Genomic DNA, 22,789 nt, shown 5'->3' with positions numbered 1-22,789 from the left:
GACCCGACCTCGGAGGCCGCCTTCTCCGTTCGGGTGGAAGATGGCGCCCCCATCCGTGGGGCGAACACCAGCGGCTACGAGGCACCCTTCACCACGGCGAGCCGCTGAGCCCCCTGCAGTCGCTCCTCCTCGTCCCGTGTGATCCGGTGCGCCTGTCCGCGGTTCACCTCACGACCGTGAGCAGCAAGCCAGTCCACCACGGTCGGTGTGTGCGTGGAGTCGAGGACCCTCATCGCATAGCGGACAGCAGCCGCATTCGACTTCAACCGCGCAACAGCCAGCTCGTGCTCGGCGGGCTCGAGATTCCCCGCCGCGCCGCCACCCTCTATCTCAGGTGCAGCGTCTGCAGCTTCTGGGACTCCGTCCTCCCCCGAGGTCGGGACAGTGGGCTCTTCCTCCGTCCTCCCTGCGATCGGGACGTCGGTCGGTGCGTCGCCAGGATCCTCATCACCCGCCGGATCTCCAGGGCCTGGCGTGCTCCATCCCGGCTCCGCCTCGCTGTCCCCCTGCCGTGAGGCGGGAGCGACGGACGCCGACGGACCTGGCTCCGGCGGGGCTTCGGCAGCGACTCCTCCGATGGGGTCTCGCTCGTCCCGGCTGGCGTCTGGCTCAGAAGACCCCGCATCTGGCAGCTCGAAGCCTCCCGCGTGCTCTGGTCCTACTGCGTGATCGTTCTGGTCGCCGGGGCCTGGCACGTTGTGCTTCTCCAGTTCCTGCGGCCGAATCGTCCCCACTTCCGGGTCACGTGCCCGGGGGTGGCTCGCCGCCTCAAGCGGCACTCCAAAGCGCGCGATGCGCAAGGGAAGGAGATCCTCCACCGGGGCCTTCCAGCGCCAACCTCGCCCGTAGCGACCTCGCAGCCGGGCCTGGTACACGAGTCGCTGTTGCTCGGCCTGGATTACGTCGTCGTACTTCCGGATCTCCCAGAGCATCATCCGGCGCCAGAGCCGGAAAGTAGGCAGCGGGGCGAGCAGCCACCGCCAGAGCCGGACCCCTTCCATGTGCCGGTCCGCGGTGATCGCCGCCAGTCGACCGACAGCGTGCCGGGCCGCCTCGACCGTCACCACGAAGAGGATGGGGATCACGCCGTGCATGCCGACACCTACTGGGTCCGGCCATGCAGCCACAGCATTGAACCCAATCGTCGCCGCGGTCAGGAGCCAGGCCGCTTGGCGGAGCATTGGGAACGGGATGCGAAGCCAGGTCAGCAGAAGATCCAGGGCCAGGAGTACGGCGATGCCGGCGTCGACCCCGATCGGGAAGACCGTGGCGAAGGAGCCAAAACCCTTGCGGACCGCGAGGTCCCGCACGGCCGTGTACGAACCTGCAAATCCGATCGCCGCGATCACCACCGCTCCCGACACCACCACGGCAATCAAGCCGCGCTGGGTTCGACTCAGGCTGATGCGCCCTGCGCTGCGCTCCACTTCCCACTCCCTTGATCCGATTCTGGGAAGCGTGCCGTAGGCGGCCTGTGGACAGAGTCCTGTCTCTGCCGCACCGGTCCAATTGGCCCGAGCGAGTGAAGCGACCAGATGGTTGATGTGCGGGGCATCTGAGGGGGAATGGATGTATGTGCAGCCGTGTCTCTTCGACTTGACGGTATTCCACTGAGGCGGGTACCCGGGGTACCCACCCGTGGATCTGCCACCGGTGGGACCGGTGGGTACCCGGGGTACCCACCCGCGGACCTGCCACCGAGCCCCGGCAGCAGGAACGGCCGAGGTGGGTACCCGGGGTACCCGCCCGTGGACCGGCCGCCGAGCCCCTCCCTTCCCCGCAGGCGAAGCCGCCGAGGTGGGTACCCGGGGTACCCACCTTCCCCCTCCCCCGAGCCCCGGCAGACGGGGCCGCCGGGGCGGGTACCCGGGGTACCCACCCGCAGACCTGCCACCGAGCCCCGGCAGCAGGAACGGCCGAGGCGGGTACCCGGGGTACCCACCTTCCCCCTCCCCCGAGCCCCGGCAGACGGGGCCGCCGGGGCGGGTACCCGGGGTACCCACCCGTGGACCGGCCGCCAAGCCCCTCCCCTCCCCGCAGGCGAAGCCGCCGAGGCGGGTACCCGGGGTACCCACCCGTGGACCGGCCGCCAAGCCCCTCCCCTCCCCGCAGGCGAAGCCGCCGAGGCGGGTACCCGGGGTACCCACCTCTCCTCGCTCCAGGCGGAGCCGCTGGGGTGGGTACCCGGGGTACCCACCCGCAGACCTGCCACCGAACCCCGGCAGCAGGAACGGCCGAGGCGGGTACCCGGGGTACCCACCCGTGGACCGGCCGCCAAGCCCCTCCCCTCCCCGCAGGCGAAGCCGCCGAGGCGGGTACCCGGGGTACCCACCTTCCCCCTCCCCCGAGCCCCGGCAGACGGGGCCGCCGGGGCGGGTACCCGGGGTACCCGCCTCTCCTCGCTCCAGGCGGAGCCGCTGGGGTGGGTACCCGGGGTACCCACCCGCAGACCTGCCACCGAACCCCGGCAGCAGGAACGGCCGAGGCGGGTACCCGGGGTACCCGCCCGTGGAGGCGAAACTGGAGAACACGCGCCCAACCATCAGCGCCGATCGAAGCCACGCTCCTCGACGGTGACGCCGAGGGCCGCCATCCTGAACACTCCGAGTGCGGCTTCCGCCTCACTGCGGCCTTGGCGCTGACGTGTTCGCAGCCGGGCCGGGAGTGCATGCCGGCCGACTTCCACCACTCCCTCATCTACACGCCGATGCAGGGCGGCTGGTTGACGCGCAAGCTGCGCGAGCGCAAGGGCGGGCAGTACGCCGCGAGCAGGTTCACTCGAGCCGGGGTGGGCACCCGGGGTGCCCACCCCGGCGATCCGGCGCGGGCTGCGGCTACCTTCGCTTCTCGTGGCGACTCGACGGAACGCGACAGGCGTCAAAACACGGCGGAGGCCCGACGCTCAAAAGCAGCGTCGGGCCTCCGCCGGATTCTTCAGATTCTCAAGCTACCGTCGCTTCGGCCATATCGATGCCGAGCTCAGCGCACAGTTCTTGAGCTGCCTTCATGAACTCTATGGCAGCCTCCCGCGCCTTCCCCTCGTCGGTCGCTCGCAGAGAGCGAATCTCCTCCTTAGCTTGGGACAGGCGATCACTGCCCGTCTGGCTGCCTGCTCGGGCAGACGGCTGCGAAACAACCTTTGCCTTCTGGTCGACAGGTTCAGCGAACCCGAGGAATGCGGCAGCCTCCTGGAGGGTCTTCTCCGTGATCTTCTTGCGAGATGCCTCCGACCACACCTGCCGCACGGCCTCCTCGCCGAACGTCTCAAAGACCGGACACAGGGGTCGTAGGTGCTTCTCGACGAGCTCCATCGACGTCACGGACTCGAGTGCCATCACAACCGGAACAGCTCGGATGATCTTGTTTGCGTAGTTCTTGCCGAAGCCGAAGCGAGCCTTCATCAGCGCGTCGAAGTTCGGGAACCCCATCGTCTCCCAGAGTTCCTCATCCTTGATGGCGACGAAGTTCTGACCCTGAACGATGATCTTCTGCTGCTGTACACGCTGCTCATTCGCGCGCGCAGCCATCTCGGCCTGCGCGATACTCCTGGCGTAGTGGTTGAACCGCTCCTTCGGGTCTTCGCTCTCCGGCCTACTGAAGGGCTGGATCTCCACATACCCATTCCGGTCACGGTTGACAGGCAGGTGGACCAGGCCGTCGTCGTCACCTCCATGCAACAGCACCTCGGCGCTCGGCCCGCTCTCCTCGACGACGTTCTCGTCGGCGGCCGGCGGTGCGTCGCTTGACGCTGCAGGCGCATCCCCAGATCCGTCGTCGACTTCCGACGTCTCGGGTTCAGCGGCTGTCTCGGACTCCTGGCTAGCGGCTTCCGCCGCGGCCTCTGCCTCAGCGGCCTTTGCCTCAGCGGCCTTCCGGCCGGCCTCCCACTCGGCGCGGATCTCCTCACGAGTACGGACGGGCGGCACCGCGCCGCCTTCGGGCTGCCCGGAATCACTACCCTTCGGCAGGCTCTTCGGACGGTACTTACTCATGCCGCCAACTCCTTGGCCAGCTTCCTCATGGAGTCAGCCTGTGGGCAGTCTGGGGCGAACTGGAACAGCGGGATCTCGTAGTCAGATGACTCGCGCCCCTCGATGCTGTCCTTGAGCTCTGCCAGGACGATGGGGGAGTGCAAGGTGTTCCACTCGTCATAGAACCCGCGCGTCACTGTGCCCTTGCGAGAGTCGTACGCGTTGATGATGAAGCCGAGTTGGTCCACCTCAATCCGCAGGTTCTTGCACGTCGTCTCGATCTGCCCCTTGAGCAGGTTGTAGGCACGGAAGGACGACTTGTCGGACCAGACCGGGATCAGAATGCCCGAGTGGTCCGTCAGCTCACCGGGGCGCCGGTGTACGTAGTCGATCGCCAGCTCCATGCCGAGCCCCAGGTTGGGAGGCCCATCCAGGACGACCACGTCATAGTCGGCTTCGACCGGCTCAAGGGCACGGCGCAGGCAAGTGTCTCGACCCGCGGACATCGTCGCGAGGGAAGCGTCCATCAGGAACGCGTCCTCAAACGCCGGCAGTATGTGCAGCCTGCCGTCGAACATCGGGCCCGGGTTGATCTCGCGTCCCTCCATCGGCACTTCCTCGAGCGCGATGATGGACCGGCGTAGGTGCTGCGTGGCCTTGCCGAGCATGTGCGTCAGGAGGCTGTCGCCTCCGGTGGGGAGCTCAGCAACCTGCAAGCGTGCTGAGAGGTGCCCCTGGGGGTCGTAGTCGACGAGCAGGACCTTGAGGCCCAGCTCTGCGAGGGCCTGGGCAAGTGCGGCGGCGATGAAGGTCTTCCCAACACCCCCCTTCTGATTGCCTACGAGGATTCGCTTGACGGGCTGGCGGACCACGCGCTCGACGGGGGAGGGGTGGCGGAGTAGCCACAGGGTGATGGCCTGGGCGATGCCCTGCACCTTCGTCACCTTGCGGGCTTCGCACTCGTCCTCGAAGCGGGCGACTCCTCCGGCAGGAACGTACGAGGCCCAGGACTTGGCGCCCTTCACCTCTACCTTCTCCGCGGACGGGGTGTCGTACCAGGAGTGGAGTGCATGGACGATCGCGTCTGAGACGTTCAAGCCGTGTTCAGCCGCTCTGATCTTGAGATCGCGGCGCATCTCTGGCATGACGTTCGCGATGAGCTTTTCAGTGCCGGAATCACTGTTCGGGGTGGACATGGTGGGCAACTTATCAGTCACCGACATGTCAGTGAGCTAAGGTACGGCGTGTTGCCCGAGATGATCATGTTTCAGGCGTGGTGGCTGCTCCGGATGGGCGACCCCTGACCGCGAAAGTGGGGCAAACGGGATGCTGTGTACGGCGTGTTGGGGTCTCACTCGCAGCGCCGGATCGGAGCGGAAGCCAGCAAACTGGCGGGTCGCTGCTCTACCAAGTCTCCCTGCGCCCCCATCGCACCGTGGGTGCAGGCGCCGCGTCGGGGGAGGACCGCACCGTGGGTGCAGGCGCCGCGTCGGGGGAGGGACTGAGTGATGATCTCACCGCGCCGCTCAGCTCGCGGCGGACGCCACTGCTCGGGTACCCGGGGTACTCGCCCCTACGACCGGGACGGATGTCGCCCCAAACCGTGCATCTCCTCGAACGCGAGGAAGCACAATACGGGCCGCACTTTGACTCTCGGAAGTTCAGTTGGCATACACAAAACGCGGTCCACTTCTGCGCTGACGCTTTGCCTTCATGTCGAACTTTCAGTCACCAAATTCAAGCGACACTTTCGCCATCTGGTGGGCGAATCTGACGCGCAAAATATCGCTCCTTGGGGGACGACTCCACATCGCCACGCCAATCTCGAAACGGCAGTGTCGCAGGTCAGAGAGGGTGTAGGGTGACGAGCGCCTAATCGAATACTGAGGATCTTGAATTCCGAGAATCGCGGAAGAACCCGCTAAGGGGGACCTCGATATTCACCTCGGATAAGCGGTTCGCTTGCCAGATCCGAAAGCGACGCAAAGCCCAGCTCAACCCATCCGCAGAGGAGGAAATGCCGTGCCTTCTTCCTCCGTGCTGCGTGAGGGCACGCGATCGCTCGGGGTGACTAAGCACCCAGAGCCTCATCGGTCGGCGCCCGGCATCGCCCTGTGTACCACGGTCGCGTCCGCTGGGACTTATCCACAGGTCATGCCGTGCAGGGTGGCCCAGAACGCGAAGAGCCCGGGACCGCAGATCCCGGGCCGTTCGCACTGCGTGGAGGGGGTGTTGGTCAGCCAGATAGCCAGCTGAGTGCCGGTGTCGCCGGGTTCGTCTCTCGTGCTTTCCCTAGCCAGATCGAGCCGCGGTGACGGTGTCCCCTGCCTACCTCGATTATGGAGCAGATCATCGCTGTCCGTACGAGGGCTGGCTCAGTCATGCCGAAATCGGCTGATGGAGCGGCTCGATCCAAGCGTTCTGGTTCGTCCTGGCGTCGTAGTGCGCGCGCGGGCGAGGTTGTTGAGTTGGCTGGTCCGGTCCCGGAGTCGGGGCCCGGTGATCCGTTGGTGTTGAACCGGGCGATGCGTGCCCGGCTGTACGCCGCGGTGCGGTGCCTCCTGGCGGACAAGTCCCTGAAGGATGCGCCGGATTCGGTGCGTCTGGCGGCGGTGGTGTTGCTGGCGAAGGCGTCGGCGCGCAGTGTCGTGTTGCGGTATCGGGCGGGGGAGATGGGGCGGTGGCTCGGGTTCTCCGAGTCGTACGTCGACCACAAGGTGCTGCCCCTGATGCGCGCGGCTGGTGTGGTGGAGACCAGCGCGCTGACGGATGAGGCCGGCCGGGTGACGGGCCTGGAGTGGAAGTTCCTGCCGTTGCTCGCCGCGCGGGAGAGCGGCGATCCGATGCACCCGCTCGCCTTGGCCCGTAAGGACCTGGCGACGCTTCTTCGATTCTGTGAGGCGCTGTTCGCGCCGGGCTGGGCGCCGATCGACGGTCCGGTGACGCCGCCGGGGCTGCTGGGGACCCGGCGGGGCAGGGGGGCTGCGACGGATCGGCTCGCTCTGCTGCTGCTCGCGCTGCAGACGCGGCCGGACGGTCGGGTTCGTCTGGTGGGCGGCTCGGTGAAGGAGGGCCGCGGGCGCGCGGACGCCACGGTCGCGAAGGCGCTGGGGTGTTCGGTGTCCGGTGGCGGCAAGGTCGTCGACCGCCTGGAGCGGCTTCAGGTCGTCGAGGTGGTGCGTGGGACGACGGAGACGGGCCAGTACGGCAAGGGCCGGCTGGTGCTGCCCGCGATCGCGTCCGCGTTCGGTCGGGACGCGGCGCCGCAGGTTGGTGTCGGGGGTGGCGCCGAGGAGTTCGAGGAGCAGCCCGAACGGTGCTCGTCGTGCGCGCACGGTTCGGCCCAGGTTGAGGACGAGGCGGTCGGCGGGGCCTTGGTGCTGTCGGGGGAGGGCTGGCAGCAGGAGTCGTTCGACGATGTCGAGCTCGTGGTCGTCCAGCGCCCCGTTGCTGCACCCGGGGATCTTGAGGCCCAGCCGGAGGAGGAAGGCCCTGTCACCAGCGGGGGAGAGGCTCTTGAGGCCGTGCCGGAGAGCGGTGTGGTGGAGCGCCCTGCTGGTGCACCCCTCCACGCTGACCACGCGCTGGGGGTTTCTCTCTCTGGTTCCCTCTCGCTTGCTGGTGGGTTTTCCGGCGAAGCCGATCCGGGGTGCGGTGATCTGCCGGAGTGCGCGGGCGCCCGCGAGGACGGGTCGGATCACAGCGAGGTTGGCGCGGCTGCGGCTGGTGGCGGGCTGGGCGGCCCGCTGCGCGGGGAACAGCAGCAGGAAGCGGCAGTTGGTGAGTCGGGCCGGTCGGCCGAGCTCGGCTCGGTGAAGGCACCGGCGAAGCAGGCGGGGACGCTGGTCTTCGTGCGGCCTGCGGCCTTGCCGGCGGGCCTGGAGTCGGTGCTCGCGCCGGTACGGCCGGTGTGGGAGCAGATCCTACGGCCGGGGGCCCGCCGCCATGTCGCTGCTGCTGTCCGGTTCCAGCTCGGCGTGGTGCGCGGGATCGTCGGACCGGCCGAAGCCGAACAGGTCCTCGCTGAGCGCCTGGAGCGGCGCCTTGATCAGCAGATGGGCCGGCCGGTTACCGATCCGGTGGGGTGGATCCTGGGCCGTGGCCTGGTGCAGCGGGCGTGGTGCTGGTCGCAGCTGTGCGACGAGGGCCGGCGGATGGACTCCGGCGCCGATTGCCCCAGCTGCCAGGTCCTGATCGGTGACCGGCGGGGACTGCGTGCGCGGATCGCCGCGGAGACCGCCCGGGAGCTGGCCGGGGCGGCGCCGGCGGTGCTGCAGGCCGAGACCGAGAAGCGGTTGAACGCCGCGGTGACGTCCGAGGCAGCGGCCCAGGCCGTACGGCGGGAGCGGGCACAGGCCGAGCGGCAGGCCCGCGCGAAGGTCGTCGAGCAGCGCCGCGCGCAGAACGCGGCAGCCGAGCAGGAGCGCCTGGCCCGGCCCTGCGAGGACTGCGGGATCCCGGACGCGGCCGGCCGGTGCCTGCTGTGCAGCGAACGCCGCGCTGTGGAGCGGCTGTTGGCCGAGGCCGTGGACCTTGCGGTGATGGCCCGCGCCGACCTCACCGCCCCGTCGGCGGTCGCGGAGACCACCGCGCGGTGCGCGGCGGACACCCGGGTGCTGCTGGAGCAGCAGCTGGAGCGGCTGCGCGGTGACGGCATCGAGGACGTCGGCCTGTTGTTCGCTGGCCGGGAGATCGCCGCGAAGCTCCGCGACCAGCGGCGCGAGAGCCTGAACGGTCGGCTGATGCGGTCGGCCGAGGCCGAGCGGGAGGCGGACAAGGCGTACGACGCCAAGATGCGCTCGGCACACCGGTACCCGACCCGGGCGATGGCCCAGGCGGCCGCCGAGCGGGCAGCGGACGAGGCCCTGGGGCGGACGGTGGAGGTCTTGTTCGCCGACCGGGCCCGGCAGCTGCGGACCGCCCGGGGCGAGCAGCCGGCCAGGCCCACGGTGACGGACTGGGCGAGCCGCTGTGCCGAACTCGCCGACCAGGAGCTACCCGAAGACCAGGCGCAGGATGCCGGGGCACGGGCACTGGAGGCGGTGAGCGCGGCATGAACGCCCTCGCCATCACCACGGTCTCGGCGCCGTACGGCGGCCCGCGGCCGTCCTCGTCCGCGCCACCGGGCCGCCGGCAGGTGCGGGTGCTGCGGGATGTGGTGTCCCCCCTGCCACCTGGGGAGATGCCATGAACACCAGGACTCTTCCCCGGGCCGGCCGTACTCCGGCGGTGCCGGTGTGGGAGCGGCGCCCGCTCAGCCGACGCTCCCGCCGGCTGCTGCTGGAGGGTGACGTCGAGGGGCGCTACGCCGGCCGGGACGATCCAGACTCCGGCTACCGGCTCACCATGGCGCTCGCGCTCGCGTGCTCACAGCCGGGCCGCGAATGGACGCCCGCCGACTTCCACCAGGCCCTCATCTACACGCCGACCCGGGGCGGCTGGTGGGCGCGCAGGCTCCGCGAGCGCAAGGGCGCCCAGTACGCGGAGAACAAGCTCACCGCGATGCTGGACAAGGCCCGCGAGTTCGCCGGCCGCAACGGCACGATCACCGGCCGTCCGGACGCCCTGGAACAGATCACCAAGGTCCGCCATGCCGTGGAACACCTCGCCTGGCCGTCCCGCGGCGGGGGAGCGGTCGACCAGAAGAACCTCGCCGCACGGTTGACGCTGTGCGAGCGGGCCGGCGGCCTGGAGCACACCACCGCGCTGCGCCCGCACGCGGAGCGGATGGGCTGCGCGAAGTCGACCGCCGAGGCCAGCGACAAGCGGCTCGTCGAAGCCGGGTGGCTTCAGCTGATGGAGGCCGGCACCGGCAAGAACCACGGCTCGAGGTGGCGGCTGAAGATCCCCGACCACGTCCCGGAGCTCCTCGCTCGTGCAGCTCCGGGACACTTTCTGCCCCCCACTCCCGGGGAGCTGGCAACTGTCCCGGATCCGCACACCTTCACCGACACCGCCGCACTCGCCTCGGTGATGGCCCACGACGCCTTCCACCACTATGGCCACGGCACCAGCGGCGCCCGCATCCTGGCGTGCCTCGACGTCACGGAAGGACTCGCGCCCGCCCAGCTGCAGCGGGCAACCAGCCTGCACCGCACCACCGTCGGCCGCCGCCTGGACAAACTCGTCGCCGACGGCCTCGCCCGCGAGTGCGAGGGCCTGTACTACCTGGCCCCCGACCTTGCCGGCCCGGCCCGTCTCCAGCCCGACGACCAGGTCCTCGCCGAGGCCGCCGAGCAGCAGGGCACCGCGGGCTTCGGCGAGCGCCGCAGAGCGCGGCACGCCCGCGAACGCGCCAACTACCAGCGGTACATCGCCGAACGCAACACCCGGGCCCGGCCCCAGCGGCCGCGTCCTGTTCTGGTTCCCGAAGGCGTCCTCGACCCCGACACCGGCGAACTCCTCGACCAACGCTGGCGCGGCTGGGACGTACGGGACCGGTACCGGCCGGTCTGGAACGGTCCGGATCCTGCCGACGGCCAGGAAGCGGAGCGAGCCGCATGACCAGCACCTTCGAGATCCACCTGTGGCTCCGGGCGCCGGCCAAGACACGCTGGTACAGCTCTGGCGGCGGGACCACCGCGGCCGCCGCCTGGGGTGGCAGCTCGACGTGCGCGCCGAAGGCAGGCTCATCGCCGCACGGGGCACCACGACGACCTGCGGACCGGCCGATCGGCCCGGTCCGCCGCCCGGCTCTGCTGCCCGTGTGGCTGGCGACCGCGCTCACTGCGACCGGCCAACTCGCCGTCGAACCACCGCCGACCGCGCAGGAGGTGAAGGTGCCCATCGCCGTGCCGACTCCAGCGCCCCACAATTGCGGAACTCAGTCCCTGTCTGTCCCTGAGCACCGCGCCACACGCCCACTGAGCTGCGACGATGCCCGAGGGACTGAAGTAGGGACTCCGGCCGCTACGACCGGCGCATCTTCTGGCTCCTGCCGACCGACCGCAGCGAAGACCGTGCCTCGCCGTCCGCCGCCGGCGCGCGCCCCTGGAAGCCGTCGACCCGCGAACGGTCCGGCCGGCAGAACCCGGTCTCCTCAGCGAACGCGCATGGGGCGGCCCTCTGCCCGACGGCCCGGCCACCACCGCCCGGCGCGCAGCGTGCGCGAACTCCTCGAAGTTCGAAGGCGCGGCCGGGACACCGTCGACCCCACCCGCCCCGTAGGGCTCGGCCGCTCCACCCGCGCAGGCGGCATGAGCCCAAGTCGCTGCCCCGCAGAAAGAGGCAACAGGCAACGCGCCCAACACCCTTCACGACCAACCGAGTTGATCCGAGACTGACCGCATGACCAGCGACCTTATGGGCTCCCAGTCCCCGCATGCCCTCATCCAGACCGTGATCATCAGCTACGGAGAAGGCCACCACGACGCACCCCGAGGCGACGCGCTCCGCGTGGATGCCCGCCCGCTGCGCAACCCGCCCGAGGACCCGGCCATGCGCGACCGGATGCTCCACTCCACCGGCCTGGATCCCGAGGTGCGCGCCTACGTCCTCAGCTCGCCCGGAGCGGAGCGCCTCATCGACCGCAGCACCCGCCGCGCGCTCGCGCTCCTTGGTCAGGCGAGGACCGGCCGGCGCGTCGACCTGCACGTGGTGTGCGGGGGCGGCCGCCATCGGTCGGTCGCGGTCGCCGAAGAGGTGGCCGAGCGCCTGCGCGCCGCCGGCTACGGCGTGGAGACCGAACACCCGCACATCGCCCGGCCGATCCTGCGGTGGCATCCGCAGCTCACCGAGCACGAACTGGCCGCGCTCCGACTCCTCGCGAGCGGCCAGCACCATCTGGAGGTCGCCGAGGATCTCAGGGTGCGGCCCGAGACCGCGGGCCGGCTCCTGCATCGCGCGCAGATCCATCTCCGCGCGCGTACCCTCTACGAGGCCGTCGCGCAGGGGTGCGCGCTCGGCATCATCGACCCCGAACCGCCGGGATATCCCCACAGGCGCAGCGCACCCCCGGCACCCTGACGCCGTCACGCTCACCGTCACCGCCCGGCACCAGCGCCAGGGGAGCGGGACGCCGACGGCGAGCAGGGCCCGGAGCGGTCCGCGGGTGGCTGGAGGATCCCGGTGATCGCGCACGTCGCGCCCTGCCGTGCGGGACAATCACCGCGGCGGGCACGAAGCCCGGGGCCGGCACGATGCACGGGCGGGGCGATGGAGGACGTACGGGAGCTGCTGGCCGAGTACGGCCAGGTCCACAGCGACGAACTACCGGCGCAGGACCGCTACCGGCTCCTGGTCGAGGTGGTCGCGGCGCTGATCCGGCGCACCGACCCCGACGCGACCCTCGCCCACCGATCACCCGACGAGCCGGCCGTGTTCTTCGAACTCGCCGGACGCGACTACGCGATCACCGTGTCGGCCGCGGCCGGCGACGACGCGCCCGAGGCGGCCCGCGACGCGGTGCGCGCCCGCGAACGCGACCTCGGGCCGGGGGTGCGATGGATCCTGATCTGCGCGAGGGTCACGGGCCAGGAGATGGACGACGCCGTGAGCAGCGCCCTGTCGACGCAGGGCGTTCTCCTGGACCGTGACCATCTCGAGGCCGCCGTGTGCGACCTCGTATCCCTCGCGTCCCTGATCCGCGCGGCCTTCCGCCCGCCGCGGCCGCCGCACACCCTGCTGCACGAGCTCCTGCTGGAACAGCCTCCAGAACAGGCCCCAGTACTGGCTCTGGCGGCCCGCCCGGCCGGGGCGGCGAGCGTGCCGTCCCGCCCGGCGGCGGGCATCGACCTCTCTGTCGTCATGGCGGGCGAGTCCTGGCCGCTGCGGCCGACCGGGCTGGCCTGGGAGTCCGCGAACCGCGCGCTGATCACCACCGAAACCGGTCTGGCCGAGGTGGACCTGCAGCGGGGAGGGACCAGGTGGCGGCTGCCACTTCCCGGCGTCCACGGTGATGCCGCGGTGCTGCCCGACGGCACGGTGTGGGTGCTGTGCGGGCCGGCGGTGGTGAGGTGGCGCGAGGGCGTACTGCAGGCGGCCGGCGGCGGATTCGAGGCGAACGCCAACCTGCTGCTCGGCCCCGACGCGAGCGTGTGGGTCCTGTCCGGATCCGGCGCAACCCTCGGCGCCGGCACCGGCTCGACCCTGGCCCTCACGCGGCTCGCCCAGCAGGTGGGCGACCAGCAGCGGTTCTCCCTCGACTTCGACGCGTCGGTCCGCTCGGCCGCCTGGCTCGGCGAGCGTCGCTTCCTCCTCGCCGCCGGCGGACACAGCGCCGTCGTCGACCTCGCCGTCAGCACCAGCGCCCGGGGACGCGAGAGCTGGATGCTGACTCCGGTGTCCTACCCGGGACATCTCGCATACAGCGGCGGCGGCACCGTCCTGGTGGCCGGACGCTCCGGCTCGGGGGTCGGCGTGGAAGTGCACGCCCTCGACGCGGCCGGCCGCACCAGCGACGTGGTCGCCGAGGTGCAGCTCGGCGACGTCCACGGGCTCCTCCAGAGCCCGGCGGGCGGCCCCGCGTACCTGCTGGGATCCCTGCCGACCAACGACGTCAACGCCGTCCACCCCGTCCTCATGAAGATCACCGGCCACGTCCCCGCCAACGCACCAACGGCCGGGGACCTCGCGCCACCGCCGGCCGCCGACCCATACGACGCGGTGCGCCGCCAGGCCCGCGGGGTGAAGAAGGACTACGCCCTGCAGAAGTTCCCGCTGCCGGACGGCCAGGGCGGCATGGGCATCGTCCACGAGGCCGTGCACAAGGAGACGGGCACCGTCGTCGCGTTCAAGAAGCCGCGCTCGCTGCGCGAAAACCTGACCGCGAGGATGCTGCGCGAGATCGAGGTGGCGCAGAAGCTCGGCGCCAACCGCCACGTGATGCCCGTCCTCGACTCCAGCCCCCGGGCCGAGTGGTTCGTCATGCCGATGGCCCAGAACACCGCCGAAGGCCTCCAGCCCGAGCTGCAGCGCGACGAGGCGCAACTGCGGGCCCTGGTCGACGCGGTCGCCTCCGCCCTGGCCGACGCCCACCGCCTGGACTACCTGCACCGCGACATCAAGCCCGCCAACATCCTCCTCCTCGACGGCCGGTGGGTCCTCGGCGACTGGGGCATCGTGCGCCGTCCCCGCGGGCAGACAACCAACCCCAAGCGCACCGGCACCACGATCGGGACCGTCGAGTTCGGCGCCCCCGAGCTGTCCGTCGATCCGCACAACGCCACGCCCGCCAGCGACATCTACAGCCTGGGCAAGGTCATCGGCTGGCTGCTCACCGGCCTTCCCCCGGAGGTGAACGTGCCGCTGCTGCCGGCCGGGCCCTGGCGCGGCGTCGTCCGGCGGTGCACCTACCGCGATCCGCTCCAGCGCCCGCAGACGATCGCCGACTTCCTCGACCTGGTCGAGCAGGAGACTGCACCGCAGATCGACCTGCCCGTCGCGCGGGCCCACCAGGTCCTGGCGGCGGCCCAGGAGGGAGACACCGACGCCGCCCGCCGGCTCCTGGCTCTGGCCGCCGACCACGGAGACGACTACGAGCTCTACCTGGACGTCCTGCCCGGCCTGGACATGGACACGGCCGCGCCGCTCCTGCTGGACCACCCCGAGCAGACCCGCACCCTGGTGGAGGCGATGACCGCTCACGTCCGGGGCGACGGCACCGGCTGGCCGCACTGGAACGAGTCCAAGCGGGCCATCGCCTGGCTGCGCGGCGTCGCCCGCCACGCTGCCGAGGCGGAGCAGTGGGACCTCCTGGAGGAGGCCGCCCGCGGCATGTGCACCTGGGACGAGGCGTCCAACGAGTTCGACCAGCAGATCGCGACGCGGGACTGGCTGCGCCGTCTGCACGGCCAGGCAGCCCGGATCCTCGCCGGGGTGCTGCACGAGCATCCCGGCAGCGCCCGCTACTACTACGAACTCGCGGGCGAACGGGCCGTGGACATGGCCATCCGCAACGCCGTCAACCCCTCGACCAGCAACTGACCGCACAGCGCTGAGGCACCCACGCTGCACGGCCGGTGGCGTTCGCGAAATCCGCCTGGCCGGCGGCAACGGATGCCGGCGCGCGTACGCCTCGCGAGGCGGGGCACCCTCGGATGCTGTGCTGGCTCCGAGCCTCGAAGCAGGGCAGCGCCGGCTATGCCTTCATCTGGGCCAGCTCCCCGACGGCCTCCAGGGACGCGGTACTGAGCTGAGCGGCCTCTGCCTCGCCGAGGACACCGCGAGCGAAGCGCAGAGTGGCCTGCCGTGGAAGAACACGCGTGTTGAACGCGCTCCTGGCCTGCAACAGGGAGTTGCCGAAATGGCGTGCGCTGTTCCGTAGGTCCGACGGGTCGCCGGACCGGGCAGCGGCGACCAGGACGAGCGCGTTCTCGGCGACCTCCTGCTGCTCCCTGCGTACGGTGCGCGCCGCGTCGACGGCGAAGTAGAGGGTCACCGGGACGAGCGGGAGGAGGGCCGACGCGGCGAAGTCGGCGGTCAGCATCTCGTCCCAGCTGATGTCCATCCACCACATGAGCAGGGGGGAGACGGCGGCGGTGAGTATCGGCCAGGCGATGGCCGACCCCCACGCCGCAGCGGCGAACCGCCGTCGCACTGCGGCCGGGGTCAGCGCCGGGGCAGGTGCTTCCTCGTCCTTCATGAAGAGCATCATGCCTGCTCACACGGTCAGGCCGTCGACGAGGGGGCGGCCTGACCGCGGGAATCGAGTGGTCGGCACGTTCGACGGCGAGGGCGCCGGACGTGGTGTCCCCCCGGACAGGGCGCCCCATTCGCGCACGGTGTCACCGGGCTGGCCCCCTGCCGGGGCCTCGGGGCCGCGCGAACGGAATGGCCGACCAGCCCTGCTCCAGAACCGCGTTGTGATCCAGGAACTTGTATCCCTGGAAGAGCGGCCGCAGCGCCGCGCCACCGTCGGCGGCGCTCGCGCGCAGCACGTCGGCCAGGCTCGTGCCGGTGATGGTGACCGCGTCCTCCAGTTCCTGGATGGCGGTCACGGTCACTGGCACGCTGGTCGACGGCAGCTCGCTCCGGTGTTCGGGCGTGTTGATCTGGTGGAACTGCTCGGCGGTGACCACCATGCCGACCATCGGACGATCCCGCGGGATGTGGTCGAACTCGGGGTGCGCCCCGGAGCGGATGCGGTCCGCCGAGTTGTCGACCTGTTTGAAGGCCTTGCGGAACTGGCTGTCCAGGATCGTGGTGAAGTTCTCCGCGCCCAGGCGCAGCGCCTCGCCCGGCCTGGTCGACTTGACCTCGACCAGGAGCACCAGGTCCGGGAAGACCACGATCCAGTCGACCGACTTCCCCTTCTGCTTCTTGGGCAGCTTGTACTCCACCTCGGCGTGCACCTCGGCGTCGGCGAGCAGGGCGAGCTGGCGGCCCACGTACCGTTCGAACAGGTGGCCCAGGTCGCGAGTGAAGGCCTTGCCCCGCTCCGAGTTGTTGTCGCCCCCGGTGTAGTACAAGCCGAGCGGTGTGGCCTTGGCGAGCACCGCGGCCGGGACCGGCACGAGGTACCCGCCGGGCATCCCGCTGACCAGGGGGCGGGACCGCAGCGGGTTGTGGGTGTAGCGCCTCACGAGAGGGTCGGCACCAGCGGGGAAGCTCGTACGGAGCCTGAGCTTGGTGGTGGCGAAGTGCCGCCGCAGCACAGCCTTGACCTGGGCAGGAGAGCGCAGATGGTCGAACTCGACGTAGTCCCGGGCCGGGTACCACTCCACGGCGAACCGGCCCCGGCGGCGCGGGTCCGGGTGGTGGGTGGCGCAGGCCCAGACGAGCTCGGCGAGGCCGACGTAGTCGGTCAGCGAGCAGCCGAGCAACTCGTGATCCCATCCGGGGCGGACGACTTCCAGACCGTCGGGCTGAGGCGTCTGCTGGAGCAGGGCGACGGACCGGCTGAGCTGCGCGTAGTCGCTCTCCTGCCAGCCGCCCTGCTGGTGGGTGACGCGCTGGAGGAAGCGCTCCAGCCGGAATCCGTCGTCGGGGTCGTGGGTGACCGGGTCGTCCAGGGCCAGGTAGAGGCCGACGATCTCCGCGAGGTCGTCGCTCGTTGCCGCCGGCCTGGCGTCGCTTCCCAGAGCCAGGGACACCCACGCCGCATCCTGCAGGGCCCACGGACCGTACGGGCCGAGATCCCGCTTCCCGAGGTCACGGACGGCCGGAAGCCCAGGGCTGGTGGCCGCGATCAGCCGGACCAGCGAGTCCGGCGAGTGGCGCAGAACGCGCTCGATGTACCGGTGCTCCGGCACGGGGCGCGAGGGAAGGAGATGCCGCATACCCGGGATTCTTCACCCCGCCTGACCTGCCGCGTACCGAGTTTCCCGCCCCCCAGAACACTACGAAGCCTCCGCCTGCCGGACAAAGCCACCAACTTCCTGCGCACTGCCGCCCTGGAGTCCGCCAACCGCAGCGCTCGATCAGGCGTCACCGGTGGGCGCTACACCGAGCCCTCGGCCTCCAGAGACCGGAGTGCGTCGTCGGCCGCAGCTGCGAGGGGATGCTCCGGGGCCGAAACCTGAACGGTGTGTGCGAGGGCGAGGCGTGCGGTGTCGGCACGGCCGTGCAGGTGCGCGGCGATGCCCAGCGCGTACTGATCGTCGACGTCCGCGAACACCTCCCGCGTCCGCTTCCACGCGCCATCGTCGAGGGGACGGGCCTTATGCCCGTGATCTCCGTTGTCGGCGCCGGCCGCGTAGCCGAGCACCCGCCAGGCGTCCGACTCGCCGCCGCGTGCACGGAAGAGAAGTCCCGTTGTGGCGCCCTCGGGGATGGAGCTGGCCCAGTCCAACGCGCGCCGGAACGCGTGCAAGGAGTCGTCGCAGCGACCCTGTGCCTCCCACAGGCTCTGCAACTCGTCCTCGTGGAGCGGGCGATGGACACCGCAGCGACGTACGTCGACGACGGCCTGGACCAGCCGATGCCCGTCGGGGTTACTCCGCGCTCCGCGCCGGTAGTGCTTGATCAGGTTCTCGCCGCCGACGAGCGACTCGGCGATCCCTTTGCTGACGGGGTAGCCCATTTCCCTGAGCCAGGACCGCTCGCGCGGGGTCAGCGTGAACGGCACCGTGATGCGGTTCGCGTATTCCAGGAGGACCGTCCGGGCAGGGGCGGTGGCTGCCGAGCTGTCCCGCAGTACGCGGTCGGCCCAGAAGGTGTCGATGCTGGCCAGCACCAGGGCGCGGGGGAGGACCTGATCGAGGATTCCGCGGCCGAGCAGGACGAGGTCGGCCGGCGTCAGGCCGTCGAGCCACAGGACGTGCGGGCCGTCCCCGCTGAACAGGCTTGGAAGGTCTGGCCGGGCCGCAAGGTCGGCAGCGGTGAGCCGGTACAGCCGCCCGTGCGGGAGGCAGCTCTGGACCGCCTCGTACATCGACCGCGTGATGCCCGACAGGGGAGGACCGACCAGCAGCACCATGGGGTTCACGGGGCCGGCGGCCGACTTCAGGAGCCGGGTGACTTCCTCGACCGGATCGTTGCGGTCACCGGGCTGGGTCACGCGGGCCCTCCCACAGGAGCCGAGGACGAGCCGAAGACTTCATCCAGCTCGGCGAGCAGCGCAGGATTGACGATCCGCACGATCGCCTCGACGTCGGCGCGGCTCGCTGCCGGCCACAATGCGGCGCGCGCCGTGCGGTACTTCGCCGTCAGGCGCTCCCGCTTCTCCGCCGGGAGCTGGGCGGCTCGGTCGGGGCGGCTGTTGTGGGCGTTGTCGGAGATCTTCAGGAGCGTCGCCGACCGGTCGGCGGTGATGCGCCGGATTTTCTCCTCGTACGTCATGCCCGCCTCGTTGGTCACCGCCTCGACGATCCCGACGACCCGCTCGGGAATCCCGGCGCCCGCCAGCTTCCCGGCGGTCCAGTCGGTGTCCTCCACGACGTCGTGCAGGAGGCCCGCCATGACGAGCTCGTCGCCGAACGGCGCGAGCCCGGCGGCCACCGCGCGGACATGCTCGATGTAGGGGACGCCGATCTTGTCGACCTGGCCGGCATGCGCGCCCTCGGCCAGAAGGTCGACCTCGCTGACGGACAACATGATTGCTCCTTCACCGGGCGGCACCCGGCTTCGATCTCGACCGTCACACGGCCTGGTTGGTTGGAAAACACCCTGCCCTACGCCGAGCGGCGCCGGGCACGGAGTACGGCAGCGATGCGGATCAGGCGGCGGCCGCAAGGGCAGCCAGGACGAGCGCGGTGACGTGACCGGCCTGGTCGACGAAGGCGGCGCCGCCGTTGGCCGCGTACTTCGGCGCCCGGCCGACGTGCTCCATCCACCACAGGACAGGCCACCGGCGGTCCAGAAGAGCGTGCGAGGCGCCGACCCACGCCAGGGAGACGGCCGTGATCGGACCGCTCACCGGCAGGTTCAGCACCGCTGTGCCCAGGGCCAGCAGCACCGCCGAGACGAGTACGTGTGTCGCGGCGTGGGACAGGTTGGCGCACCATCCGGTGATGCCGGGCTCGGCCTTGTGCTCGGCCTGGTGATCGCTCTGCAGGGCGTAGTCGGAGAGCAGATGCGCGGCGTACAACAGAACGAACACGGTGGCGAACATGGGGAAGTGCCTCCATAGCCGGGTGAGTTGCGCGCTTTGGGGTGCGCTGACTCACTGTGCTCGCGCCTTGCCTGTCGCTCTGCTCCCGAAGACCAGACGGGGCGTGACGCCCCTCACAGCGGCGCAGAGGCGAGCGGACGGCGCACGCCGATAGTCCGAGTACGAGGCGGGCGGCGGAGGCGGGGAGCCGGGCACGGGGCGCTCAGTTTCGGTCCAGGTGGTCATCCTGCCGTCGGGTCCTTGGCGCCTTCGGCACCTTTGCGGATCGCGCGGGCCACTCCCTCGAAGGCGTCGAGCGCGCGGGCGTCGAAGCGTCCGTGATGGGTCTGGATGTCCTGGCCGAGTTGGTCGTAGAGGCGGGCAGCATCACGGAACCGGCCCTGCTCTTCGGCCTGCGCGGCGTTGGCCATCCGAAGTTCGACCTCTGCGTCGCTGAGGTCCTGGTCCTGATCGCTCATCCGGTGATCTCCTGACTTCCTGGGGCTGGGAATGCCGTCGCGCGGAGGTGGGCGCCCTGGGCGTAAGCGCCGGGCGGGTTGTTCCTCACGGTGTTTCCGTCCCGCCGGACGGAGCCGCGGGGTGCGTGCTCGTCGCCACCGGTGAGGGCAGCGCCACGGCGGCGGCATCCTGTGCCGACTGCAGCGCTTCGTTGAAGAGGTCGAGGGCTTTGGCGACCTCGTCGCTCATCCCCTCGATCTCGGCGACCGCGAGCTCATCGCGGGCGGTGGATGCGAGGAGGTCGAGGAGTTCCTCGGTCCCCGTGGCCAGTTGCCGCAGCTGCCTGAGCTCGTGATGCCGCCGTTCGGCCTCGGCGATCTGTGCGGCGTAGTGCTCCAAGGCCTCGACGCGGCGCCCGATACTGGCCAGGCTGATCCGCAGGACCTTGTTGCGGGGTTCCAGGGCCTGCGCCACCACCGCGCTCACCGCCTGCGTGGGGCCTTGTCCGGCCACGCGGCTGTAGGTGCGCAGCGAGTCGGCGATTTCCCACACCTGGCTGTCCAGCCGACGGTCGTTGTGCTGCTTGTCAGCCGGGTCCAGCCGCTGCACCGAGGAGCGCTGTACGTGGGAGACGGCCCGTGCGGCACGGGCAAGCAGCTCGCCTGCGTCGGAGTCGAGTTCCTGGTTGAGGACGAAATGGGCGTGCACAGCGGCTATCCGGCGCAGTGCCGACAGGCGCCGTCGGCGCTTCGACACCGCGATCGCGGCGGCCAGCCCGTAGGCGCAGACTCCAGCTTCGGCCATGGGCACGCTGCGGGCGAACGCACTGAGCAACATCCATCCGAACCACCAGGAGGCGCGACGCCCGCCGAGCGGGTCGGCCAGCCCCCACCACTCGCTGGTGAGGTCAGAGCTCAGCGCTGCGCGCAGCTGCGCGGGCTCGGCCTGCCGCAGGAGCTCTTGGACAGGCGCCGGCAGTTCCGGGTCCAGCGTCAGCCGCGGCACCACCATGCCGGTCTTCTCTCCGTCCGCCGGCTGCACGCCCGCGGGCTTCCACCATTCCGTCACCTCGGTGACTCCCCTCCTCGCAGGTGTGGCCGGTCCTCAGCCCTCGTGGTGCGCGTCGGCTACGACGACGGCGGGCGGAGCGAACGAGGCCAGCGCGCGCAACACCTCGTCGTAGACGACCTGCTCGCCGAAGACCTTCAGCTCGAATCCCTGGACACCCCGCGCGAACCTGGCCTCGTGGGCCGGGCCCTGCCGTACGACGAATCCCTTGCCGCCGCGCAGCAGCGCGGCGTCGATCTCGGAGATCCACGTCTGCTCGTCCGCCACTTCGGCGGCGGGCTCGACCCAGATCTGATGCCACTGCGTGGAGGCCTCCGGCCCGTACACGAGATGGAAGCGCCGGCCGAAGTGGCCGCCGTTGACGACCTGCTGCTGGCGGAACTGGCGGCTGAAGACCACCGCGTAGGCGCCGTCGAAGGACTCCACTTCGAGGACGTCGCCGTCCCCCGCCCAGACCTGCCCTGCGCCCGGCCTCACTGGTCCGTCTCCGAGCCAGCCGGAGCGAGGTGCTCCTTCTTGGCGCGGCACGGACCCTGCTCGGGCAGCGCCAGACCGCAGGTGCCCCACCCGGTCTGCGCGGTGCACCGCTCCAGCCGGATGTCGCCGAGCTCGCGCAGCGCCGTGGAGAGAGCGGCCGCGGTGGTCACGACTTCCTGCCAGGTCTGCTCGGTGCGGGTGCGGGGCCACTGTTTGTGCCGCGCCTGGCTGAACGCCTGCTGGGGCTCGGCCAGCTGCGGGTAGCGCGAGGTCCAGCCCAGGCTCGCCTCGTCAAGCATCGACAGCGGACCGGTCAGCTCGGGCGACAGGTCCTTGACGCGTTCCAGAGCATCGGCAAGCTGGCCGGAGGTGAAGTCCTTATACATGTGCGTCCCTTCTTCGGTGCGGGATAACGGGGAGGGCTGTGCGGACGGTGCAGCCGAGGCTGCGGCCGCGGGCTCGGGCGTCATGCGCCGGTGAGCAGCAGGCGAGCTTCCGGCTGCGCCCGCTCGTGGAGGGGTTCACGCGGCTCCAGCTCCCCGGCGATGACGCGCGCCGGGCCGACTGCATGGACCCGGCCGGCGATGACGCCGCACCGGCGCAGGTAGTCGAGGAGATGCAGGGCGAGAGCGGGCGGTACGTGGGTGAGCTTGACCTCCACCTCGCTGGCGTCGTGGTTCAGCGTCACCCGCCCGTCGACGGGCAACGCGACCTGGCCCTCGGGCACATGATCACGGCCGGACCAGAATGAGGTGTCCCGGTCCGGAGCGGAGCGCGGGTCCAGCCCGCCGATGCCGTGAAGGCCCGGCACGAGCTGTTCGATGAGCTCGTTCAGCCCGGCCCGCGCACGGCGCGCCGCTTCCCTGCGGCCGGCGGCTTCCAGCGCCTCGCGGAGGGTGTCCTGGTAGGCGGGCATCAGCCGGCGCAGCACGTCCCCGGCGATGGCATCCGGGTCGCGGTCCATCGACACGGTGATCGGATCGGCGCGCCATCCGCTGTAGCCGTGCGGGTATCCGGTCTCCACGGTGAGGCGGCGGCCGGCGGCGCCCTTGCGGGAACGCCCGTGGTGCCGGAAGGAGAAGTGCATCCCGTCGCGGTGGCCCACCGTCACGTTGCCCCAGTGAGCGGGCGTCATGGTGTGCGTCCAGCCGCCGCCCTCGACGCCACGGGCGTTGAAGGCTGCCGCCACGCCGCGCCCGAGAGCGTCGAAGTGGGTCAGGGTCCGGGCCAGTTCGGCCTTGCTGCGGGCGTCCTGAAGGAAGTCGTCACTGGGGGAGACGACCGCCATGAGGGCCTGGTCGAGTGCGGGGTCGGGTTCCTGGTGGTGGGCCAAGTCGAGATCTCC

Annotated in this window: 18 protein-coding genes; 5 read left to right on the top strand and 13 right to left on the bottom strand. The window is 70.7% G+C overall.

Translation table 11 applies throughout. The annotated features are described in order from the left end of the window. Positions 1-74: 74 nt before the first annotated feature. From ABR737_RS02145 to ABR737_RS02135, 3 genes are all read right to left on the bottom strand, one after another. Positions 75-1,427, bottom strand: coding sequence for a DUF2637 domain-containing protein (locus ABR737_RS02145; RefSeq protein ID WP_350248453.1), 1,353 nt, complete (start codon positions 1,425-1,427; stop codon positions 75-77). 1,515 nt (positions 1,428-2,942) lie between these two features. Then, the gene (locus ABR737_RS02140; protein ID WP_350248452.1) at positions 2,943-3,992 is read right to left on the bottom strand and encodes a hypothetical protein; all 1,050 of its coding nucleotides are present in this window, start codon (positions 3,990-3,992) and stop codon (positions 2,943-2,945) included. Next, positions 3,989-5,167 (bottom strand): ParA family protein, encoded by a 1,179-nt coding sequence (locus ABR737_RS02135; RefSeq protein WP_328973563.1) that lies wholly within the window; start codon positions 5,165-5,167, stop codon positions 3,989-3,991. The genes ABR737_RS02140 and ABR737_RS02135 overlap by 4 nt, the downstream gene beginning before the upstream one ends. Before the next feature lie 1,329 nt (positions 5,168-6,496). Between ABR737_RS02135 and ABR737_RS02130 the strand changes: the two genes are divergently transcribed. The 5 genes from ABR737_RS02130 (at position 6,497) to ABR737_RS02110 (ending at position 14,894) form a co-directional block, all read left to right on the top strand. Continuing rightward, on the top strand, positions 6,497-9,028 hold the full coding sequence (locus ABR737_RS02130) for a hypothetical protein (protein ID WP_350248451.1): 2,532 nt from the start codon (positions 6,497-6,499) through the stop codon (positions 9,026-9,028). Continuing rightward, positions 9,025-9,162 (top strand): hypothetical protein, encoded by a 138-nt coding sequence (locus ABR737_RS02125; protein WP_350248450.1) that lies wholly within the window; start codon positions 9,025-9,027, stop codon positions 9,160-9,162. The genes ABR737_RS02130 and ABR737_RS02125 overlap by 4 nt, the downstream gene beginning before the upstream one ends. Continuing rightward, positions 9,159-10,475, top strand: a complete 1,317-nt coding sequence (locus ABR737_RS02120; RefSeq protein WP_350248449.1) for a hypothetical protein — start codon at positions 9,159-9,161, stop codon at positions 10,473-10,475. The genes ABR737_RS02125 and ABR737_RS02120 overlap by 4 nt, the downstream gene beginning before the upstream one ends. A 783-nt stretch (positions 10,476-11,258) precedes the next feature. After that, on the top strand, positions 11,259-11,936 hold the full coding sequence (locus tag ABR737_RS02115) for a RapZ C-terminal domain-containing protein (protein WP_350248448.1): 678 nt from the start codon (positions 11,259-11,261) through the stop codon (positions 11,934-11,936). Between the two features lie 189 nt (positions 11,937-12,125). Beyond that, complete coding sequence (locus tag ABR737_RS02110) at positions 12,126-14,894, top strand: protein kinase domain-containing protein (RefSeq protein WP_350248447.1); 2,769 nt, start codon at positions 12,126-12,128, stop codon at positions 14,892-14,894. A gap of 154 nt (positions 14,895-15,048) precedes the next feature. Here ABR737_RS02110 and ABR737_RS02105 read toward each other — a convergent pair whose 3' ends face one another. The 10 genes from ABR737_RS02105 to ABR737_RS02060 all read right to left on the bottom strand — a co-directional run bounded on the left by ABR737_RS02105 (position 15,049) and on the right by ABR737_RS02060 (position 22,777). After that, positions 15,049-15,552 carry a hypothetical protein gene (locus ABR737_RS02105; protein ID WP_350248446.1) on the bottom strand — a complete coding sequence of 168 codons (504 nt, stop codon included), beginning with the start codon at positions 15,550-15,552 and terminating at the stop codon, positions 15,049-15,051. Positions 15,553-15,694: 142 nt separating this feature from the next. Further along, on the bottom strand, positions 15,695-17,188 hold the full coding sequence (locus ABR737_RS02100; RefSeq protein ID WP_350248445.1) for a nuclease-related domain-containing protein: 1,494 nt from the start codon (positions 17,186-17,188) through the stop codon (positions 15,695-15,697). A 161-nt stretch (positions 17,189-17,349) separates the two neighbouring features. Beyond that, on the bottom strand, positions 17,350-18,408 hold the full coding sequence (locus ABR737_RS02095) for a hypothetical protein (protein ID WP_350248444.1): 1,059 nt from the start codon (positions 18,406-18,408) through the stop codon (positions 17,350-17,352). After that, positions 18,405-18,944 carry an HD domain-containing protein gene (locus tag ABR737_RS02090; protein ID WP_350248443.1) on the bottom strand — a complete coding sequence of 180 codons (540 nt, stop codon included), beginning with the start codon at positions 18,942-18,944 and terminating at the stop codon, positions 18,405-18,407. The genes ABR737_RS02095 and ABR737_RS02090 overlap by 4 nt, the downstream gene beginning before the upstream one ends. A gap of 121 nt (positions 18,945-19,065) precedes the next feature. Beyond that, entirely contained in the window at positions 19,066-19,461 is a 396-nt protein-coding gene (locus ABR737_RS02085) for a DUF3307 domain-containing protein (protein ID WP_350248442.1), read from the bottom strand. Positions 19,462-19,682: 221 nt separating this feature from the next. Continuing rightward, entirely contained in the window at positions 19,683-19,919 is a 237-nt protein-coding gene (locus ABR737_RS02080) for a hypothetical protein (RefSeq protein WP_350248441.1), read from the bottom strand. Between the two features lie 85 nt (positions 19,920-20,004). Beyond that, entirely contained in the window at positions 20,005-20,967 is a 963-nt protein-coding gene (locus ABR737_RS02075) for a hypothetical protein (RefSeq protein ID WP_350248440.1), read from the bottom strand. Between the two features lie 36 nt (positions 20,968-21,003). Continuing rightward, positions 21,004-21,444 (bottom strand): hypothetical protein, encoded by a 441-nt coding sequence (locus tag ABR737_RS02070; RefSeq protein WP_328973575.1) that lies wholly within the window; start codon positions 21,442-21,444, stop codon positions 21,004-21,006. Next, complete coding sequence (locus tag ABR737_RS02065) at positions 21,441-21,830, bottom strand: hypothetical protein (protein ID WP_350248439.1); 390 nt, start codon at positions 21,828-21,830, stop codon at positions 21,441-21,443. Before ABR737_RS02065 ends, ABR737_RS02070 begins: the two co-directional genes overlap by 4 nt. A gap of 80 nt (positions 21,831-21,910) precedes the next feature. After that, positions 21,911-22,777: a hypothetical protein gene (locus tag ABR737_RS02060; RefSeq protein ID WP_350248438.1), complete on the bottom strand. Its 867-nt coding sequence runs from the start codon at positions 22,775-22,777 to the stop codon at positions 21,911-21,913. Positions 22,778-22,789: the final 12 nt, after the last annotated feature.

The sequence above is a fragment of the Streptomyces sp. Edi2 genome (assembly GCF_040253635.1).
In the GTDB taxonomy this organism is placed as follows: domain Bacteria; phylum Actinomycetota; class Actinomycetes; order Streptomycetales; family Streptomycetaceae; genus Streptomyces.
Note: the sequence above shows the minus strand (reverse complement) of the source record. Positions and strands in the feature narration are given on the sequence as shown.